The organism is Alteromonas sp. CH_MED4-4 (assembly GCF_037029575.1).
In the GTDB taxonomy this organism is placed as follows: Bacteria; Pseudomonadota; Gammaproteobacteria; order Enterobacterales; family Alteromonadaceae; genus Alteromonas; species Alteromonas macleodii.
In genome coordinates, this window is record NZ_JAYMEU010000018.1 from 1 (window position 1) to 20,091 (window position 20,091).

Consider the following 20,091-nt stretch of genomic DNA (forward strand, 5'->3'; position numbering starts at 1 on the left):
GAGACTGATATCGGATTTTGAAGTCTTAAAACGATCGGTCAACCGATCAGGAAAATATTCTTAACTGATCGGCATTAAGCATCAGGGTCCGCTTTTCGTATCGCTCTAAATGCTGTTGGAGCTGCAAAAAGTACATTCACTTTGTGAGACTCTATCATACGCCAAAATGCACCGGCATCAGGAGTGCCAATGGGCTTTCCTTCGTACAGTACCGTCGTTGCGCCTTTTATGAGCGGGCCATAGACAATATATGAATGACCGACCACCCAACCAACATCCGATGCAGCCCAAAAAATATCGTCCTCACTAATACCGTAAATCGCGCCCATTGAATAATGAAGAGCAGCCGCGTGCCCGCCATTATCTCGAACAACACCCTTAGGTTTACCGGTTGTACCTGAAGTATAAAGAACATAAAGCGGGTCAGTTGCATCGACGGGAACAGGAGAAGCTGGCACGCTAGCTTCAACCAGAGAGAGCCAATCGTGGTCAGTTGCTTCATTTAACTCAGCAATTAGCTGAGCGCGTTGAAACAACACGCATGCCTGTGGTTTGTGCTCTGCTAATGATATTGCTTCATCAACAAGAGGTTTGTACGGTAGAACTTTATTGCCTTCAATGCCACATGACGCAGTAACGATAACTATCGGTTTTGCGTCATCTATTCGTACTGCAAGCTCATTTGCGGCAAAGCCACCAAACACCACAGAGTGCACAGCTCCCAAACGAGCGCAAGCAAGCATCGCGATCACTGCTTGCGGGATCATGGGCATGTAGATAATCACGCGCTCGCCTTTCGTCACACCCAAGCGGGATAAGCCGCCTGCGAACTCGGCAACACGGTTTAAAAGCTCTTTGTAAGTAAAGTGCTGAGTAGTTTGTGTAACAGGTGAGTCATAAATAAGCGCGGTTTTATCGCCACGACCATTTTTTACGTGATGATCAAGCGCTAAATAGCTGGTGTTAAGCTGCCCTCCCCTAAACCAGTCGAAGTAACCATTATCTGTAGATTGGCATCCTTTTTGAGGAGATTGAAACCACGCTAGCTTTTGTGCTTGTTCTAACCAAAACTCATCGGGGTGCTGGGTCGAGGCAATATATTCATCTTTATAAGTCATAACCATGTCCTGAGTAGGGTTTATCTTCACCCTACGATAGTTACATGACATCTACTAATAAGACTTCAGGCGTAGATCGACTAACAAATTGATTTACATGAATTTAAACTTTATCTCTCCATTTAATAACAAGAGGTATCGAAGCGGTTGTTTCAACGCATACTTGAATAAGCCCTCGACTGCGTAAGGTTAACTACCTTCTTTATATTGCTTCTCACTAATTTTACTTTTCCAATCATCTACACTCATGGGTTTATCTAAGTAATATCCCTGAAATGCTCCGCAACCACATGCCTTAGCTTGATCTAATTGACCCGTTGTCTCTATTCCCTCAGCTACGGTATTTATGTGTAACGCTTTGGCCATGTTGCAAATACTTGTAACCAATAATGTTTTTTGCTGCGAGCCTTCCATTGCTTCGACAAATACCCTGTCTACTTTCAGTTCGGTAATTGGCAAATCTTGAAGATAATTTAAATTTGAGTCACCAAGACCAAAATCGTCGATAGACAAACTAAACCCTTGTTCCGCTAATTCTCTAACGCGACGTTGAATAACGCTCACTCCTCTTATCAATGCACCTTCAGTGAGCTCTAGAGTTAAATTTTTGTGTGACACGCGCCACTTATTTACTATTGCGACAAACTTACTCACAAAATCAGCTCGCGCTAAGTGCTTTGCACTGATATTGACAGACAACTTAGTGTTAATTTTCTTTGACTGGCATTCACTAAGTAACCCGCAGGCTTCGCTACACACCCACAGCCCGAGTTCAGCAATAAAATCATTCTCTTCGGCAATAGGAATGAATTCAGAAGGGCTTACTGTACCCATATGAGGATGCTTCCACCTTAACAACACCTCTGAGCTTATAACGCTCTGTGTTGCATCGTATTGAGGTTGAAGCTCAATATATAACTCGTTGTTAGAAATAGCCCTGCTCAGAGAGTGTTTAATGTAATTGTACCGCTCGATATCACTTGCATTAACATGAAAATACTCGTGCTCCGACTTAAAAGTAGAAGTATTTTTTACCTCTCTTATAGGTTTTCTCGACAATAGTTCTTTTATCTTTTTAAACGAGAAATGCTGCTTTGGAACCGTGCAACTTATGGTTTGCGTTTCAATATTTAAGAGGCTGTTGTGCAGGGTTATTGGCGCTAGCACGTGATCGTGGATAAGAATAGCGCAATCGTGTGCAGCATTTAGAGACTGTGCTTCTTCACTAAAATATTGATGAAGATGAATATAAAAAGCACCTCTCTCACATTTGAATATACTGGCTGAATTGCGCTTGTTAATTTCGAATATGCGAATGAAGCGACTGGCCAAAATTCTCAGAATATAGTCTATCGTTGGCTCCCCAAACGCATTTTCGTATTCTTTTATGTTACAGATAGCAACGCGCATAAACGTGGCAAATGGTTTAGATGACTTGTCGTCATGAGCTTTATCGCCAAGGTATAGCTCAAATTGGTGTAAGTTCGGAAGACCTGTCACCGTATCGATTAAAGCGAGTTGTTTGTAATGCTCAATTTCGTGGTTTTGATTAGTGATATCGCGCACTGAGGCGATAATTAATTGTTGATTATGTACAGAGCATTTCGACAAATTAACTTCACAGGCAATACGTTTACCATTTTTATGGCGAAGACATTCGTTTACCGAGCCATTTTCGCTACACCATGCTAAACCCGCTGGTATGTTTATGAAACAAGAAGGCGCATCGGTATTTTGCACCTTGGTTGATATTAATTTTATATCTTGCCCAATCAGCTCTTCGGGCTCAAAGCCTAATACAGAATAAACGCGTTCATTTGCAGTTAGAATAGTGCCATGTTCATCTATGCTTAACACCACGCTATCCACATTATTCAATAAACTGGTCAGATAATCTGTGTAGTTATGTTGTGAATCCGATAGACGCTGTATTTCCGTTTCATCCTGCACTGCGCCATAAAGCCGGGTTAATTTAATTCCGCTAGCATTTCCTCGCTGAACCTGTAAGAACACGGTTAGTTTTATACTTTTTCTGCGACCTTGCTTGTCGTGAAATTCAAAGTGCTTTACGAACTCTCTATCTTCTTTAAGCGCTTTAAAAACGCGCTGCTTTAAGTCTCTTCTATCACTCGAGGTAAGCATATCGAGCACTTCGTTAAGGCCGACGCTTTTTACACGAGGTAAGCCTAATAAGGCTTTCATCACCTCAGTCAGAGAAAGTACGCCTGTGAATCTGTCAATCTCCCACGCGCCCACTTTAGAAATTGAACTCACCTCTTCTAACAAGGCAAGCTGTTCGGATAACTTGTCTGAATAGGGATGACGCGCCAGCTCATATTGGTAACTAAGCTCTACTTTTTGGCGCGTAATATCTATCAATGTATGTTGTAGAGGGCTCAATACACTGTGGCGTACAAAAGTGAGAACAACACCCATTACTTCATTTTGCATATCTCGCACGGTAGCAACTACTACATAGCTATCAGCATAATGTTCGAGTGAAGGGGGAAAGACAAAATCTTTGCAAGGTATTGGAGCGCTCAAAGGTGTAAGCGGGAGCATGAGCAAAACATGTGAAGGAAAAACAACACTCTCGGCTTCTAATGATAGGTGGTTTACGTCGCAAGATAATACCGTTGCTCTTCCATTGCTAGGGTTTACCGAGGCAAGTAATATACACAGAGCCTCTGTTTTCGTTCGACTTTCATTGAGTAACACAGAAATGTTTTGCTGTGTTGTGCGCATGGTTGACAACATGCGTTCACTGCGTAAATCCATCTAAGCAAACCTTTTGATATCTCTTCGAATTCAGCACAAACGATAGCAGCACGACAATAAAAGGATGAAAAGTTGTGTCGTGGTTTTAAGCGCTTTACAAGTTTTGCTGTTTCAGTTGTCTACGAGCTGTTTTATATTTTTTAAAAGCAGGACCTGCGAAGATTGGGTACCTAAACGCGTACCTTCAGTCGAAGAAAATTATCGCCAAGCCTGAGTGTTTAACATAGCCAAGAATTGTACAAATTTCCAGCAAAAACCCGTTAAAACGTTTCGAACCCGTGGAAAGTTCTTATTATTACGAATTAACTATTTGAAATCCGGGATAGTACTTGCGAGCTCTTTTATCTGAACAGGATCTAACACTACTGAGCTTAGCGCGCTAGAAACAGTTTGCGTGGGAAGGGCTGTATTCTTGCTAAAAAATTCACGGTCACGCAACTTGAATTTACGCGTTATTGTCGGATACAAGTAATTTTCTGTCAGCCAAAGGACTGCCGCTACTTCTGGACCCGCCGCCATAAGACCCGCAGCGAAAAAGCCTACGCCAATAGCGACCCTCGCGACTGCAGATTCCGATTGCTTTTCACCAAACAAAGATGACAACTGCTTCGAATAGGCACGAGCCTCAGCAGTTAAACACTCTTCTGTACCTTGCCCAGAAAAATAGTCATCTTGAGCTTGACGGTATGCTCTCAACTGTTTGCCGACATCGCTAAACGGAGATACTAGTTCCGCCCATTTTGGCCCGCTATTCATTGATATATTTTGCGGTACACGCAATCCGGGTATTGAAACGTGCTGCATTTGTAACTCTTGATCTACTTTGGATAAATCAGCAAACGCTGAGCTAAACCGTGTTTCGACCAAAATTTGCTGTTTCGACAAAGACGTCTGGCTGCCCAAGCAAACACCGAAATTGTAGTGATACGCCTCACAGGCCAGGTGCATCATAGCTAGACGCCCTTGATGGTTATCAGCTAAGTACTCAGTGACCGCAGACTCCCAACGGGTTCGGGTAGCCTCTTTGTCGTATCGATTTGATTGTTCATACAAATCAAACACTCGTCGCCACTGGTCATGACTGACACTGCTAATTGATAAGTTTTCTGGTGTGCGTTCAGCCAACCGCATGATCATTTGGTCAAAGCCATGACTGATGTGTTTTTCTGGCCAAGGTATAAAATTATCCGTTTCTTCTAACAGTGGCTGCCACTTACGTAATTCTCGCTTCAAACTTGGCCATTCGGCAGAATTTTTCAAAACGTTGAAACTGGCAACACCTTGATCCGCCATTTTCTCTGGTAAGGAGACTAAATCGGCGTTCCGCGATAAGATCCTTACAAAACCTTGCTCAATTAGTGACGTGAGCGGAGAACAACTGGGGTTTAGAATAGCTTGCCTTGCCGCACTATTATTAAGTAAATACCCATCATTGATAAGTATCTTCTCTCCTAATATAGCCTTCCTCACTAGCAATTGATTAAAGTAGTTTATATCAGCGTCGAATTGCCAAGGAAAACGCTCTACAACATCGTCCAGTGTACCTACATACGTTAGCGAGGGTCGCATCTTATCTCCATATTAAAAATCTGTTGTTAAGCACTTACGAATATACCACAGCGTATGGGTCTTAACGATGTACTCTCGTAGACACGTTCTACAAGGCTATAATGAGGTCAATTTCTGAGGTGGCTAAGTGTGTGGCGATGCCTGATGCTTATTACCTACAAAGCCCTGGACGAAAAAGTACACTGCTGTTTGAAGAAGGTTGCGAGTCTGCACTTCAGCGCCATTCTCAATTTATCTATATGATTTAATTATAAAATACTAATTAACACATCGAAGTATTAATCGAGGTTTTGGGTCAGTAAAATGCAATAGGCACATTCTTACTGACCCGATATTAGAGCGCTTTCACGTGTTGAAAAACAAGCTTGGGCTAGTCTTTCTTATAGTCGTCATGGCATGATTTACAGCTTGCACCAATTTTACCGATTGCACCTCTATACGCGCTTTCATCACCCGCTTTAACAGCTGATTGAAGCCCTTGTGCTGCCGTTTTAAGTGCCATCACTTTCTTTTCTACATCTGAGAAATTTTCCCAAATTTCATCTTTTGCGCCAGTTTCAACGTCATACTTACGGGTATCAACTGATAAATAATCGCCCATCATGTCAGCAAGTTGTTCTAAACGTACGGCATTTGTTTCCATAACGCTTTCGTCAAAAGGTAGAGCACCTTTTGCCATGCCACCTAACGGTCCCATGTTACTGCGTACTAACTGAAAAACGGCCTGGCGATATTGTGTTGCAGCTCCCGCGTGTTTTTCTGACGTTGCTTCTGTCACGTCAGCAGCTAATACCGAGCCTGATAAGATTGCGCCTGCCGTGGCAGCGCTCAGTAGCAATTTACTTGAAAATTTCATGCCTGTTCCCTTGTTAGGTAAATATTATTCATTGGTCTCAAACGGGCTTTTAAGCCTTGTAATCAACAAGCTAAAAGTCCCGATACTTGGGTTATCGTGACGAATAGTCGGATGATGCGCAAGATTTTTAGCGGTAAAAGTAAGTAAAGAAAAGACTAACTCCCCCTTTCCTTCTTAAAGTGAGCACTTTCTATTACAAATACCTATCTGCATGGATAACTGGCCACTCATAAGAGCGCGTTTAAATGCCTTTCAAAAAGAAAAAAGCCCTCAACTGAGGGCTTTCAAATGAAGTATGTACTACTAAGCAATTAGTTCGTTAAATCGTCAAAGAACTTTTTAACGCCGTCAAAGAAGCCTTGCGCTTTCGGGCTGTGCTTACTTGACGCTTTACCCATCGACTCTTCAAGCTCTTGAAGTAGTTCTTTTTGGCGAGATGATAAGTTTACTGGTGTTTCGACCACAACCTTACACATTAAGTCGCCCATGGCACCACTTCGCACTGATTTAACACCTTTACCACGTAGACGGAACATTCGGCCAGTCTGCGTTTCAGGGCTGATTTTCAGTTTTACTTTTCCATCTAGCGTTGGCACTTCTAGCTCGCCGCCAAGGGCTGCCGTAGTGAAGCTTAACGGTACTTCACAGTACAAATTGTTGCCATCGCGCTTAAAGATATCGTGCTCACGTACGTGGACCTGAACGTATAAATCACCTGGAGGTGCACCGTTCTCCCCAGCTTCACCTTCGCCTGATAGACGAATACGATCACCAGTATCTACGCCAGCTGGAATTTTAACGTTAAGGGTCTTAGTCTTTTCTTTACGACCGTGGCCATGACAGCTGTTACAAGGATCTTCAATGATCTTGCCTTTGCCCGAACACGTTGGGCAAGTCTGCTGAACAGCAAAGAAACCTTGGCGCATTTGAACTTGGCCATTGCCGTGACAGGTTGGACAGGTTTTAGGTGAAGAGCCTTTCTTCGCACCAGAACCATCACAGACTTCACACTCGACCAAAGTTGGTACGCGAATATCTACGCTCTTGCCACGAACCGCTTCTTCAAGCGTTAGCTCTAAGTTGTAGCGGAGGTCTGAACCTTGACGTGCGCGAGATTGACGACCTCCTCGGCCACCGCCGAAGATATCACCAAATACATCACCAAAAATATCGCCGAAATCGGCACCACCACCGAAGCCACCGCCACCACGGTTAGGATCTACTCCCGCGTGGCCATATTGGTCGTATGCTGCACGTTTCTGCGAATCTGACAGAATTTCGTAGGCTTCCTGGATTTCTTTAAATTTATCTTCCAGGCCTTTATCGCCTTGCGTACGGTCAGGGTGATATTTCATCGCCAGCTTCTTATACGCCTTTTTAATTTCGCGTTCGCCTGCGCTTTTATCTACCCCGAGTACTTCGTAGTAGTCTCGTTTCGACATATCGTTTACATATCCTACTTTTTGTCGATAAGCATTTTATGCTCATCGAATCTACATCTGACTGTTGTGAAAATAACCTGAACACACATTCAATAAAGCCAAGTCATTTACACAACAAAGGCGCAACAAGAAATTCCTGCTGCGCCTGAACTGCTTACACGGCCCGCTAACATATTAGGTAACGGGCCTGACACAACAGTTTACTTCTTGTCGTCGTCTTTCACTTCTTCGAATTCAGCGTCAACAACGTCATCGTCTGCTTTACCAGAAGAAGCTTGCTGCTCTGCACCTTCTGCGCCACCGGCTGCAGCTTGCTGAGCTTGCGCCGCTTCCATCAGCTTGCTAGACGCTTGGATAAGCTCTTGCGTTTTCGCTTCGATGTCCGCTTTGTCTTCGCCTTTAACTGCAGTTTCAAGTGCTGAAAGTGCCTCTTCGATTGGCGCTTTGTCTTCTGCACTTAGTGCATCGCCAACTTCTTCAAGCTGTTTACGTGTGGCGTGAACCATACCGTCAGCTTGGTTACGCGCTTGAATCAGCTCTTCAAACTTCTTATCAGACTCTTTATTCGCTTCCGCGTCAGCTACCATTTTTTCTACTTCTTCATCGCTTAGGCCTGAAGAGGCTTTGATAGTGATCTTCTGCTCTTTACCTGTGTCTTTGTCTTTCGCAGACACGTGTAGGATACCGTCAGCATCAAGATCGAATGTTACTTCGATTTGCGGTACACCGCGTGCTGCTGGACGAATACCTTCTAGGTTGAACTGACCAAGAGACTTGTTGCCACTTGATTGCTTACGCTCACCCTGTAGTACGTGTACTGTTACCGCAGACTGGTTGTCTTCAGCAGTTGAGAACGTTTGCGACTTCTTCGTTGGAATTGTCGTGTTCTTCTCGATAAGCACAGTCATCACGCCACCCATAGTCTCGATACCTAGAGACAGAGGTGTAACGTCTAGAAGTAGTACGTCTTTAACGTCACCTGAAAGTACGCCACCTTGAATTGCTGCGCCTACTGCAACTGCTTCGTCAGGGTTTACGTCTTTACGTGGCTCTTTGCCAAAGAATTCAGTCACGTACTTCTGTACTAGCGGCATACGAGTTTGACCACCAACTAGGATGATGTCGTTAATGTCGCCTACAGAAAGATCTGAATCAGCTAGTGCCTTCTTAAGCGGCTCAAGTGAATTCTTAACTAGGTCTTCAACCAAAGACTCAAGTTTTGCACGAGTAAGCTTAATAGCTAAGTGCTTAGGACCTGTTGCATCAGCAGTGATGTATGGCAGGTTAACTTCAGTCTGTTGAGAAGAAGAAAGCTCAATTTTTGCTTTTTCACCGGCTTCTTTAAGACGCTGCATAGCAAGCGGATCTTTACGAAGGTCGATGCCTTGGTCTTTCTTAAACTCTTCAACTAGGTAGTTGATAACACGGTTATCAAAGTCTTCACCACCAAGGTGAGTATCACCATTAGTTGCTAGTACTTCAAACGTGTGTTCGCCGTCTACTTCATCGATTTCGATGATAGAGATATCGAACGTACCACCACCTAAGTCGTATACTGCAACAACGTTGTCGCCTTGCTTTTTGTCCATGCCGTAGGCAAGAGCAGCAGCAGTTGGCTCGTTGATAATACGCTTAACTTCAAGACCAGCGATGCGACCCGCGTCTTTAGTTGCTTGACGCTGAGAATCGTTGAAGTAAGCAGGAACAGTGATAACTGCGCCAGTAACTTCTTCACCAAGATAATCTTCAGCTGTCTTTTTCATTTTCTTAAGTACTTCAGCAGAAATCTGCGGAGGCGCCATTTTCTCGCCTTTCGCTTCTACCCACGCATCACCATTATCAGCACCTACAATTTTGAAAGGCATGATGTCGATGTCACGCTGTACTTCTTTATCTTGAAAGCGACGACCAATTAGACGCTTAATTGCGAATAATGTGTTAGTCGGGTTCGTTACCGCCTGACGCTTTGCAGACTGACCAACTAATGTTTCCCCATCGTTTGTGTAAGCGATGATTGAAGGGGTTGTACGATCGCCTTCCGCGTTTTCAATTACGCGAGGTTTGTCGCCGTCTAGAACTGCGACACATGAATTCGTTGTACCTAAATCGATACCAATGATTCTACCCATTTCGTGTCTCCGAAAAAGTTTCTTAATTCTGTACTTTTAGTGGGGTTATTCCCCAGCCTTTTCAATAGATGCCAGTAAAAAAACTGACATTTTTGTGTGTTTATCGCAAAAAGCGTGACTTACGCTTGCGTGTCCACACCACCACTTGGCGCACGCGATACCATAACCATGGCAGGGCGTAACAAGCGGCCGTTAATTTGATAACCTTTCTGCATAACCGCCATCACCGTATTTGGCTCGTGGTCTGCACTTTCTTGCATAGACATTGCCTGATGCAAGTCAGGGTTGAAGGTTTCGCCCTGCGGATCAATAAGGCTTAATCCAAATTTCTCAATAGTGCTTAAGAAAGTTTTGTGGGTCATTTCCACACCTTCTAGAAGCGGCTTAACCGCTTCATTGTCGCCATCGGTCATTTCGATAGCACGCTCTAGGTTATCGATAACCGGAAGCAACTCGCCAGCAAAGCGTTCAAGGGCAAATTTACGCGCCTTTTCTACTTCACCTTCAGCACGACGACGTGCGTTGTCAGCATCTGCACGCGCGCGAAGTACGCCATCTTGCTGCTCTTTGATTGTGGCTTGCGCCTCAGAAAGTGCAGTTTCTAGCTCGTAAATGCGTTGTGCATTTTCATCAAGCTCTACGCCTTCTGCTTGTGACGCTTCTACTTGCGCTTCTTCAGCATTTTGTACAGTTTGATCAACTGTATTTTCTTGTTCTGCCTGCACGTCGCGATTATCGCTCATGCCTACCTCCAAACGTTTTTCTTAATTAGGCATTGCCCAATAACGTTAAAATTATTGGGAATAAGTCTGTTGCGCTTAGTTATGGGGCTAGATTTAAGGTGATCAAGGGTATCCACATTATTTTTGTGGGTGATTTTAAAAAAATATAAAAAAAGCCAAACTTCAATACTAAGTTTGGCTTCCTAACGCTTTAATGAGTTTCTTTAATTTAGTTACCTAGTGGTACCAACTTGCCAAAATGTTGGCGTTCGTATTGAACCACTATCTAGGATAACACACTGAGGGTCACCTCTTTTGCAACCATTCCCTTTTATCCTGCTTCCCGTTTGCCCATGGTGCTTTCTGAGTTCACTTAGCATCAACCCGTGAACATCGCCCATATTGATACTAATTCCAGTCACCGTAATAGTTTCAATGCTGCTATCGAGACCAGCTGTAGACTTAGGGTTCTCATTATCTTGCGCTATAACTTTCTCTCCACTTAATTGTTGAAGTAGCTCTACCGAATTGGCGTATTTACCTGACGCTGGAAATGCTAATAGAGACTTCGCTTTCACCATATCCTTTTCCACAAACTCTCCATTGATATAAAGAGCGGCTAATACATAGTTAGCGAGGTAGCTCATTCCTTCTTCAACTTCGGCTTCCAAAAATTCAACCGCAGTCGCTTTTTCTTCGTCGGTAGATTCATTATCAGAAAAGACGAGAACAGCATATTCCTCTGCCGTTCTATTAACGCCTTCATCTGCAGCAAATTTCATCAATCGCTTGGCTTCAGCCATATTCTTTTGTGTACCAATTCCCTGTGCAGCCATCCCCGCTGCTTGTCGGTAAGCTGGCAGGAAGCCCTGTTTGGCAGACTTATCAAAATAATAATAGGCATTTTCTAAATCTGTCTTTACCCCAGATTCAGGGTTCATAAAGATATGGCCAAGGGAGAAGCTGGTTTGTTCATGACCTCTGGACGCCAAAGCTCGAAGTGTATTCAGCTTAGCAAGTGAACAATCTTCGTCTGCGCATTCAGGTTGATTCGGAATAGCCCAAACAGATGCAGATATTATAGTTGAAATTAGTAGTGAGATTCGCAGAATACGTGTGCTTGCTGAGTTTTGTTTCATTAAATTCCCTTTTTATTATTTCGGTCATGGCTAAGACCGACTTATGTGTAAATCCAACTGCTCAAAAAGACGTCGCCTTGTATAAAAACCTATCACTTATCGTTCAAATTGCAAATAATTAACTCCGAAATATTGCTTGTGTACCAACAGAAGATACCTCGCATGTGAAAACTATGTTAATGTAAATCAACAATAAAACGCGCTTTCAATTGCGCTAATAAATGCGTTCAACTACACGGAATATCTATGCTAAGTATCTGGACGGTTGGCACTATTGTTGGTTGTTATCTCCTCGCGCTTTTCGCTTTAGCATTTTGGGGCGATAAGCGTTTACGTGACAACCGGCAACACCCAATATTGTACAGCCTTGGATTGGGCGTGCATTGTACATCTTGGGCATTTTTCGGCACTACCTCTCAAGCAGCACAATATGGCTGGGCAGTTATCCCTACTTATTTAGGGATTATGCTGACTATGGCATTTGCGTTTCCTGTGGTGCTTCATATAAGCAGACTGTGTCAACAACACAACATCAGCTCTTTAGCAGACCTCATCTCACTTAAATACCAGCACTCCCACTTGATTGCCGCGCTTATCACTTTACTGTGTTTTTTCGGTGTAGTGCCCTACATCGCCCTGCAGTTAGACGCCATTACGAAATCAATAAATTTGTTGACTGACGACGCGCATACAAGCACGCCATGGTTAAGTATCTACGTAGCTATCTTGCTCGCATTATTTGCCATTATCTTCGGTACCCGTACACTCAACTTGACCGACAAACACCCCGGTCTGCTACTTACTATAGCGTTTGAATCGGTTATAAAGCTTGTTGCCCTGTGCGCTGTAGGTGTTTTCGTTTGCTTCTATCTGTTTGATGGTGTGTTGGATTTGGTGTCTAACGCCGCTTCAAATGGCAGTGCTCGAGAAGTCATTTATGCTGATAGCGCACCCTGGGTTTATGTATCACATGTTGTTTTGGGCGTTTGCTCTATGTTCGTTTTGCCACGACAGTTTCATATGAACTTCGTTGAGCAGAACGGTGAGGGGGAGCTTAGAACAGCAAGGTGGCTATTTCCCCTCTATTTATTTGGCATGACCCTTTTTATTATTCCTATTGCACTTGCAGGAAAAATGCTGCTGCCAGTGGATACGAGCTCTGATGCGTATGTGCTTGCCCTACCTTTATATGCTGAAAATATCGCGCTGTCGTCATTTGCTTTCATAGGAGGTCTTTCTGCAACCACCAGCATGGTGATTGTTGCAACCTTGGCGCTGGGAATAATGATCTCGAACAATGTTGTCACGCCACTTTGGCTAAAAGCGAGACTAAAGACTTCGCCCAATCGTTCAATGCAGCCAAACAAAATACTGTCTATACGTCGTATTACCGTTGTGGTCGTACTTAGTATTGCGCTCTGGTATCACTTGAATATAAGTCAGGCTGCACCTCTGGTTAAAAGCGGGGTGATTGCTATAGCATTATTAGCACAGTGCATGCCTGCACTTATGTTTGGTCTTTACTGGACGAAAAGCAACAAAGCTGCCGCTATTTGCGCCTTATTGGTAGGGTTTACATGTTGGGCAGCATTCCTCCTCTACCCAAGCTTACTGTCGAGTTATTATTTCAACCCAGCACCCACTGACCAAGCGCTTGGTTTGGGCTTTGCCTTTTCCTTATTGGCTAATTGCCTAACATTCGTTACGGTTGCATTGATTACATCAAGACGTGGCACGAAGCCAAATAATACACTCCTAACAGATCACGACACACCTCGTTTACTGGTAAAAGTGAGGGACTTAATTGCACTCACCGAACGTGTGCTCGAAAGTGCCACGCACTCTCAACTGGTTAAGCAGCTATCAGTTGACGTCAATCGCGCCGCTAGCAGTGGTTATGCCAGTCAGGCGCTTATCGACAGGGTAAATAAGTTGCTTGCCGCACAAGTAGGAGCACCTAGTGCTCGTATATTACTGGGTGCCATCGCAGATACAGGCAGCGATAGCTTTCCAGAACTGGTTGACTGGGTAGAAGAAGCTTCTCAGTCATTTCAGTTTAACCACGAGGTACTTCAATCGTCAGTGCAAAACATTGAGCAAGGCATAAGTGTGCTTGATGACAAACTGCAGCTACTGGCGTGGAACGAACGTTACGTGGAGTTATTTGCCTACCCTAAAGGATTTCTAAAAGCGGGCATGCCCATTACCGATATACTTAGCTACAACGCAAACCGAGGGTTGTTTAGCCCCTCATCTATCGAAAAGCGCGTTAGCTACATGCTGGAAGGCACCCGTCATAAACATATTCGCAAACAGCCTGACGGAAAAGTGATTGAACTTAACGGCGCGCCGCTACCTGGTGGCGGCTACGTGACTACCTATAGCGATATCACTGAATACATAGCAATTCAAAAAGAATTAGAAAGTGCAAAAGAAGACTTGGAGGCAAGGGTTGCGCAGCGTACAGCAGAATTAGAAGAAGCCAAACAACACGCTGACAAAGCTAACGAGAGCAAAACCAAATTTCTGGCCGCGGCTGGGCACGATCTCATGCAACCTTTCAACGCCGCAACATTATTTGCCAGCATGCTCAGCAAAAAGACGCAAGGCAGTGAACTGGCCACACTATCTGAAGGCGTGGTGAATTCTTTGGACAATGCTCAGAGCTTACTTTCAATGCTACTTGATATGACGAAATTAGACGCTGGCGTGCTTACCCCTCAAAAGACTGAATTTCCAGTCAGTGATATGTTGTCTTCATTGGTGCAGGAATTTAGTGTCATTGCAAAGCAAAAAGGTATTGAGCTCAGGTATGTACCGACCAGAGTTATGGTGTACTCGGACAAAGTACTACTGCGACGGGTGCTTCAAAACTTGCTGTCCAACGCAGTCCGCTATACCGCAAAAGGCCGTATTTTGGTGGGCGTGAGACGCACAAGAGTCACAAATACCGAGCAGGTTATAAAGCTTTGTGTTTACGATACCGGACTAGGTATCGCCGTCCACCAACAGCATGAAATATTTAGTGAATTCCACCAGCTAGAGAGCAACAACAAAGGCGAAGGAATTGGATTAGGGCTGACTATTGTAGATAAGATATGTCGACTACTCGGTCATGAAGTCGGACTGACTTCATCGCCAAATAAAGGAAGCTGCTTCAGTGTGGCTGTATCTAGAGCATTTCAAAGCGAAGCCTCGATACCCACCGCGCACGCAAGTAACACTAATCATGTTGACTCCCCTTTTAATAAATCAGTATTAACGAAGAACTCAGCAAGTGCGCCAAATAATTCAGTAAGCGTTCAAAAAAGCGCATTAGACAGCCGTTCTCGCCCTGTCTCCTGGCACTCCCATCAAATGCCCTTTTTAGACTCAGCGAATAAAAACAACAATGCATTTTTAAAAGACACCCGTTTTCTACTTGTAGAAAATGACGAGCAAGTGGCAAATGCAATGTGTACCTTACTGAGAGATTGGGGAGGGAGTACAACATTGATAGCGGGCGGAGCAGAAGTGTCGAGTATTTCACAAGAACACTTTGATGTGCTCGTCGCCGATTATCACCTAAATTATGGCGAAACCGGTTTTGACGTTGCAGCGATTCTTTCTGAAAATAACGTGCGTTTTGCCTTAAAGATTTTAGTCACTGCCAACAGAAGTAACGACATAAGAGAGGAAGCGGCGGAGCAACAATTTAGCTACCTGCCAAAACCCTTAAAGCCTGCGGCACTTAAGCGACTGCTAAAGCAATCGCTTGTTTAATAGAGAACTCGAGATCGCATTTGTAGTACGGCAGTAGGTATTTCGCCTTCTTTTGGTAGCTGGTTTGCATCAAGATACTTTTTACTTTTGCGGTAACGCGATGTGAAGTTTCCCGTAACGATAATCAAGTGTTACAACGAAGTCTTTCAACAAATCATAGCCTATTAAGCCAACTACCCGCTTTCCACCTATCCGGCTACCCGTTCTTTCATACTGACTTTCTAAGTTTGTCTTTTGCCCCTCAGCAGGAAAGCTAACCTTAACGTCACTAATCTCGAATGGACCAAACTTCACGACATCTGACGTAGCGAACTCATTGACCCCAGAACTATTGGCACCAAATGACGTGCTTGCGCCTTCCACTTTTTCAAGCAACCCAACCTTGGACGCCGCTCGACGGTTAATCAAAATTGTACCGGCGTTACCAGTATCGACTAATAGCCACAAAGCAACACCGTTAATTTCTACTTGCGCGATAGGCATTCCACTACCCTGTTGAGAGTTGGCTCGAACATTTGCCACCTCCCCCATATCTATCGAATCACGCGTTACCAAACGAATTTTTCTGTGGGGATAGTCCAATTGAACGATGAAGTTATTGAAAAAACCTGCCCCCAGTAACATACCATTAGAGTGATGACCTAAGCTGGATTCGACAAGGGAATCCAGCTCGAAATCACTACCAAATATTTCAACGTTTACATTGTTGTAAGCGTTACGCCTTTCAACGTCGTACACCCCTTTAACGGTCACGGGGCGCCCTTTATCAAGGTCTAAATCATGCTTCCCGATAAACGCGCGATTGATACTGTTTATTTGTGCTCCTGAATCCAGCATGACCCGAGATTCGATGCCTTCTATGGTAACAGGCAAAAAAACGTGACCGTTGTCTAGGGTGAAATCTGTCCATGCTGTAACGGCACTAAACGCATTGAAAGGACAAAAAAGAAGGGAAAGTAAAATAAATCGCGTCATAAATATCCTTTTACGCCCGTAAACTAATCCTTTGAAATCTTACGCTAGCACATGAGCTGATTGAGAGCGAATTAGCACGATGAATCGTACGTGCGAAAATCCCTAATCTAGTGGAAAGCATCTAATACATGTTAGTGCTTAAACGATATCAATATGATCATAGTCTTGAAGACGTCTATCGCTTTCCGTTTAGCTTAAATGCATTGCATTTTTGAACGCGATACCGGCCTTGGTTCTGTTAATAACACCAAGCTTTCTCAATACTGCAGATACATGCTGTTTAACGGTGGACTCAGAAATGGCCAGTTCATAAGCAATCTGCTTGTTAAGCAAGCCGTCTGATACCATTCGCAACACTTTAAGTTGGTGAGGGGTAAGTTGCTTTAATCGATTTGTGAAATCATCTTGGCCAGAGTGGCCATTCACATTCGATGCAGAGGCATTTGGCATCGTAGCTGATGCATTATGAACTGAAGGCGGGATCCAAGTTTCACCGTCTAACACCGTATTTACCGCGTCAATAATGCAATCGACCGAAGCTGATTTGGGTATAAAGCCGCTTGCGCCTAACGCAAACGATTTTGCCATAACATCAGGCTCTTCTTGTGCGGTAATAACGACAACAAGTACATCAGGATAGAGAGCATGTACCTCAGCAAGGCCATTTAACCCTTCATTGCCTGGCATAGTGAGATCTAAGAAAAGCAGATCGATGTCGTCATTTTCTTCAAGACTAGTGAGCGTATCGGGGAACGTGGAGGTTTCTACAAGTTCGATATGCTCCACACTAGCTAACGCATGGCACATCGCAGCCCTGAACAGAGGGTGATCGTCAGCAATCAAGATTTTCACAGACATAATGCTATCAACTTGTAACTACCTTGTTAATCAACATACTACCACGCCGATAAAAAAAGGTTAATCTTATTGGCGTATCTGTAATTGCGTATCTGTAATTGGGTAAGGGTCCGCACCACGCCCTTCACTGCTGGACATATCCGCCGGCCAACCCAAAAGAAAGAGGTCGAGCAAACGTGAGCACGCCTAAGCGCAATGGCCTAGGCGTGAAACGTGTTGCTGGTCTTCTTCAGAACATACCTTTTAGAATCGATAACCTACCGTAAGGTGAACTGTACGTGGGTCACCGTAATAACCGATAAGTGTCGTATCGCCACCTAGGCCCGGACCAAAGTTACCTTCATCGTCTTGCGTGACAAAGTCATAACCACCAACCAAATACTCTTCATCGGTCAGGTTTTTGACGTGTAGTCCAGCATACCAGTCGCCTTCAACGCTTTCCCAGCGCGCGCTTAAGTTCACCATACCATAGGCATCTTGTTGAATAAGATCGCTGGTTTCAAAGATAAGATAATCATCGCGATAGTAGTAGTTGGCGTTGAAAGTAATATCCCCAAAACTCGTTTCTAGTAGATAGTTGGCATTAAGATTAAAGGTATTCTCTGGCGTACTTGCTAGACCAATCAACGGAGGGATTGCATTGTTTTTCTTAATCTCAAAGTCAATATAACCATAAGCAACGTCAAACTGAAGGTTATCCGTGGCTACCCACGTCATCTCCAACTCGGCGCCTTTTGCAGCCGTTTCTGCAGCATTGCGCAGTCGCTGGTCAAGGGCTGTTGGATCAGACAAATCTCCTTCTACACCAATATACTGACGATCTTTGTGGTCGTAAGAGAACAATGTGATATTCATACGAAGTGCGTCGGTTAAGTCACTCTTCACACCCACTTCGAAGCTGTCAACGACTTCTGGTTCAACACCAGGCTCGTTAGTCTGAGCACGAGGGTTAAACGTGCCCGATTTGAAGCCTTGTGAATAGCTCGCGAAGAACATGGTATCGCGGTCCATTTGATACTCCACGCCCACTCGCGGGGTAAAGCGCGACCAACTTTCTACCGCTGGCGCGTCTAACACTTCATCGCCATCGGTGTCTGTCCCAAGTACTTGAGGTACTAATTGTCCGTCGGGACGCACGTACCCATCAATCCAGCCGGTATAAGGATAAACATTGGCGAATACCAGACCGTTATTTACAAACGCGGTCTTTTCTTCATCGGTGTATCGGGCACCAAGCGAAAGCGATAGTTTATCGGTTACGTCATAGTTCATCTGCGCATAGGCAGCCCAGCTTTCTGAGTTATTACAACCCGTCACTTCCCGCGTTAACCCTGAGGCACCAAGCGATTGACCTAACACACCTAAAATGGCATCAAAATTACCGCAACTCTCACCATCGTAAAAATAGAGCCCTGACACTAAGCTAAACGCGTTCCCGGTATAATTCGCTTGAATCTCGTGAGTATCATTACTGTCGTCATACTCTGCCGGTACATCAAAAATAGGCAGAGGCGTATTGTCAAAATCAATGTTGGTAGGTGAATAGCTCTCTCTATGCGAACCTATATATTTAAGCTCTAAATCATCATTCACTCTGTATCGTGCCAGCCAGTTATAGCCTTCTAACTCGACTTTATTCCATGTAGGTAAGCTGGTGTACGAATCGAAAACCGAATCAGGCACGGGCGCATCAGTTAATATACTTGGGATTAAACGGTAGCCGCCTTTCGCATTTGATGTGTCTTCGGTCTTATCCCACCCAATACGGAAAAACAAATCTTCACTCGGGTGAACTTCTAGCGTTACACGGGCTGCCCAGAGATCTTTGTTATAGTTCTCTTTATCTTGATTGGGCAACGCGCTTACCAGATATTCACCGAAGCCGTCGCGGTTTAAGTTGGCATAACCCACGCCTAGATACACCGTGTCTTCAATCAACGGTATTTGACCTGTCACTTTGATATCCCGCTGACTGTAACTACCTACCGTAGCTTCAACGTTCATCTGCGTATCGCCGGTCATTTCCTTCGTAACGTATTTAACCGCGCCACCAATGGTATTCTTTCCGTAAAGCGTCCCCTGCGGGCCACGTAATACCTCAATACGCTGTACGTCTAACAAATCAAGTACGGCCCCTTGTGGGCGAGCAATATAAACATCGTCAACATAAATACCCACGCCTGGTTCATAGCCCCAAAGCGGGTCTTGCTGACCCAATCCGCGAATAAATGCCGTCAGGGTGGAATTGGTACCGCGACTAGTTTGTAGCGTAGTGTTGGGCGAAAACTGCTGCACTTCAGTCAGCACGCTAATCCCTTTTTCGCCAAGTTCAACCGCACCAATAGACGTGATAGCTACCGGCGTTTCCTGTAGCGACTCTACAGTTTTTCGCGCTGTCACCTCAATGCGTTCTAATTTTCCTTTTTGCGCTTCGGCATCGGCATCAGCTTGACTATCCTGAGCGAATACTGGCGCTGTGCTTAAAACGCTAGCCACCGCTAGGGCACAAAGGCTGTGCATGGGGTGCTTAACTGAATCGCTTTTGCGTTCTACTGTGCTAACAGAGGCTGAATGTGATTGGTAGGGTAAAACCAAGCCATTTGTGTGTATTGATTGAGACATAGTGAGTCCTTGTTGTTCTAAGTTCTGGTCACTGCCGGATGTATTGCCTACGGTCAAAATCACTTTAGTTAATTAATTGTTAATAGTATGTAGTACCATCGTACTATGGGATTTTGATAAA

The 20,091-nt window shown here is 44.4% G+C and carries 12 protein-coding genes and 1 pseudogene; 2 read left to right on the forward strand and 11 right to left on the reverse strand.

What is annotated here, in order from left to right; translation table 11 throughout:
• Window positions 1-77 precede the first annotated feature (77 nt).
• The 3 genes and pseudogenes from WA381_RS13160 to WA381_RS13170 all read right to left on the reverse strand — a co-directional run.
• Window positions 78-1,118 (reverse strand): annotated as a pseudogene (locus WA381_RS13160) (AMP-binding protein); the annotation flags it as partial.
• 189 nt (window positions 1,119-1,307) lie between these two features.
• Complete coding sequence (locus tag WA381_RS13165; RefSeq protein ID WP_156086178.1) at window positions 1,308-3,896, reverse strand: bifunctional diguanylate cyclase/phosphodiesterase; 2,589 nt, start codon at window positions 3,894-3,896, stop codon at window positions 1,308-1,310.
• Window positions 3,897-4,202: 306 nt separating this feature from the next.
• The gene (locus tag WA381_RS13170; RefSeq protein ID WP_014976117.1) at window positions 4,203-5,465 is read right to left on the reverse strand and encodes a hypothetical protein; all 1,263 of its coding nucleotides are present in this window, start codon (window positions 5,463-5,465) and stop codon (window positions 4,203-4,205) included.
• Window positions 5,466-5,566: 101 nt separating this feature from the next.
• On the opposite strand from WA381_RS13170, the gene WA381_RS13175 reads away from it, so the two are divergent.
• The gene (locus WA381_RS13175) at window positions 5,567-5,713 is read left to right on the forward strand and encodes a hypothetical protein (RefSeq protein ID WP_156086177.1); all 147 of its coding nucleotides are present in this window, start codon (window positions 5,567-5,569) and stop codon (window positions 5,711-5,713) included.
• Window positions 5,714-5,835: 122 nt separating this feature from the next.
• Here the strand turns inward: WA381_RS13175 and WA381_RS13180 are convergent, their stop codons facing one another.
• From WA381_RS13180 to WA381_RS13200, 5 genes are all read right to left on the reverse strand, one after another.
• Entirely contained in the window at window positions 5,836-6,321 is a 486-nt protein-coding gene (locus tag WA381_RS13180; protein ID WP_156086176.1) for a c-type cytochrome, read from the reverse strand.
• Window positions 6,322-6,632: 311 nt separating this feature from the next.
• Entirely contained in the window at window positions 6,633-7,763 is a 1,131-nt protein-coding gene (gene dnaJ, locus WA381_RS13185) for a molecular chaperone DnaJ (protein ID WP_014948973.1), read from the reverse strand.
• 200 nt (window positions 7,764-7,963) lie between these two features.
• Complete coding sequence (gene dnaK / locus WA381_RS13190) at window positions 7,964-9,892, reverse strand: molecular chaperone DnaK (RefSeq protein ID WP_014948972.1); 1,929 nt, start codon at window positions 9,890-9,892, stop codon at window positions 7,964-7,966.
• Window positions 9,893-10,011: 119 nt separating this feature from the next.
• The gene (gene grpE, locus WA381_RS13195) at window positions 10,012-10,635 is read right to left on the reverse strand and encodes a nucleotide exchange factor GrpE (RefSeq protein ID WP_014948971.1); all 624 of its coding nucleotides are present in this window, start codon (window positions 10,633-10,635) and stop codon (window positions 10,012-10,014) included.
• A gap of 212 nt (window positions 10,636-10,847) precedes the next feature.
• Entirely contained in the window at window positions 10,848-11,753 is a 906-nt protein-coding gene (locus WA381_RS13200; protein ID WP_156086175.1) for a tetratricopeptide repeat protein, read from the reverse strand.
• Window positions 11,754-11,999: 246 nt separating this feature from the next.
• Here WA381_RS13200 and WA381_RS13205 point away from each other — a divergent pair, with 246 nt between their 5' ends.
• A complete protein-coding gene (locus tag WA381_RS13205; RefSeq protein ID WP_156086174.1) occupies window positions 12,000-15,515 on the forward strand; it encodes a hybrid sensor histidine kinase/response regulator in 3,516 nt (1,171 codons plus the stop codon).
• An 81-nt stretch (window positions 15,516-15,596) separates the two neighbouring features.
• Here WA381_RS13205 and WA381_RS13210 read toward each other — a convergent pair whose 3' ends face one another.
• The 3 genes from WA381_RS13210 to WA381_RS13220 form a co-directional block, all read right to left on the reverse strand.
• The gene (locus WA381_RS13210) at window positions 15,597-16,490 is read right to left on the reverse strand and encodes an aspartyl protease family protein (RefSeq protein WP_156086173.1); all 894 of its coding nucleotides are present in this window, start codon (window positions 16,488-16,490) and stop codon (window positions 15,597-15,599) included.
• 189 nt (window positions 16,491-16,679) lie between these two features.
• A complete protein-coding gene (locus WA381_RS13215) occupies window positions 16,680-17,348 on the reverse strand; it encodes a response regulator transcription factor (protein WP_061485364.1) in 669 nt (222 codons plus the stop codon).
• A 243-nt stretch (window positions 17,349-17,591) separates the two neighbouring features.
• On the reverse strand, window positions 17,592-19,970 hold the full coding sequence (locus WA381_RS13220) for a TonB-dependent receptor (RefSeq protein WP_156086172.1): 2,379 nt from the start codon (window positions 19,968-19,970) through the stop codon (window positions 17,592-17,594).
• Between the last annotated feature and the right edge of the window lie 121 nt (window positions 19,971-20,091).

What these genes read in the sequence shown, in the direction of transcription:
- WA381_RS13165 (WP_156086178.1), bottom strand. Translation starts at nt 3,896, where the DNA reads ATGGATTTACGCAGTGAACGCATGTTGTCAACCATGCGCACAACACAG.
- WA381_RS13170 (WP_014976117.1), bottom strand. Translation starts at nt 5,465, where the DNA reads ATGCGACCCTCGCTAACGTATGTAGGTACACTGGACGATGTTGTAGAG.
- WA381_RS13175 (WP_156086177.1), top strand. Translation starts at nt 5,567, where the DNA reads ATGAGGTCAATTTCTGAGGTGGCTAAGTGTGTGGCGATGCCTGATGCT.
- WA381_RS13180 (WP_156086176.1), bottom strand. Translation starts at nt 6,321, where the DNA reads ATGAAATTTTCAAGTAAATTGCTACTGAGCGCTGCCACGGCAGGCGCA.
- dnaJ (WP_014948973.1), bottom strand. Translation starts at nt 7,763, where the DNA reads ATGTCGAAACGAGACTACTACGAAGTACTCGGGGTAGATAAAAGCGCA.
- dnaK (WP_014948972.1), bottom strand. Translation starts at nt 9,892, where the DNA reads ATGGGTAGAATCATTGGTATCGATTTAGGTACAACGAATTCATGTGTC.
- grpE (WP_014948971.1), bottom strand. Translation starts at nt 10,635, where the DNA reads ATGAGCGATAATCGCGACGTGCAGGCAGAACAAGAAAATACAGTTGAT.
- WA381_RS13200 (WP_156086175.1), bottom strand. Translation starts at nt 11,753, where the DNA reads ATGAAACAAAACTCAGCAAGCACACGTATTCTGCGAATCTCACTACTA.
- WA381_RS13205 (WP_156086174.1), top strand. Translation starts at nt 12,000, where the DNA reads ATGCTAAGTATCTGGACGGTTGGCACTATTGTTGGTTGTTATCTCCTC.
- WA381_RS13210 (WP_156086173.1), bottom strand. Translation starts at nt 16,490, where the DNA reads ATGACGCGATTTATTTTACTTTCCCTTCTTTTTTGTCCTTTCAATGCG.
- WA381_RS13215 (WP_061485364.1), bottom strand. Translation starts at nt 17,348, where the DNA reads ATGTCTGTGAAAATCTTGATTGCTGACGATCACCCTCTGTTCAGGGCT.
- WA381_RS13220 (WP_156086172.1), bottom strand. Translation starts at nt 19,970, where the DNA reads ATGTCTCAATCAATACACACAAATGGCTTGGTTTTACCCTACCAATCA.